The sequence below is a fragment of the Calderihabitans maritimus genome (assembly GCF_002207765.1).
Taxonomy (GTDB): Bacteria; Bacillota; KKC1; order Calderihabitantales; family Calderihabitantaceae; genus Calderihabitans; species Calderihabitans maritimus.
This window is the reverse complement of sequence record NZ_BDGJ01000214.1, coordinates 1-230: the sequence shown is the minus strand read 5'-3', so window position 1 is coordinate 230 and position 230 is coordinate 1. Positions and strand designations below refer to the sequence as shown.

Sequence of the window (230 nt, the reverse complement as noted above, 5' to 3'; positions counted from 1 at the left end):
ATCCGGAACCAGTGGCGGGACGGCGAGGAAACCCGGGTATTGGCGGGCAAAGACAACGTCGTTTATGATTATTGCGGTACGGTGTACTGTCATTGTCCCCGGACGAACAAACGTCGGGAGATGGCCTTCGGGGGATTTGAAAAAGACCGGGCAACACTGAAGTACCGCTGTCCAGCCCGGCACTACGGGCGGGAGTGCCGGGGTATGGACCAGTGTTCCGCAGCCAGTGG

Annotated in this window: 1 pseudogene; it reads left to right on the top strand. The window is 59.6% G+C overall.

From position 1 onward, the window contains the following. Positions 1 to 230 (top strand): annotated as a pseudogene (locus tag KKC1_RS16450) (DDE transposase); the annotation flags it as partial.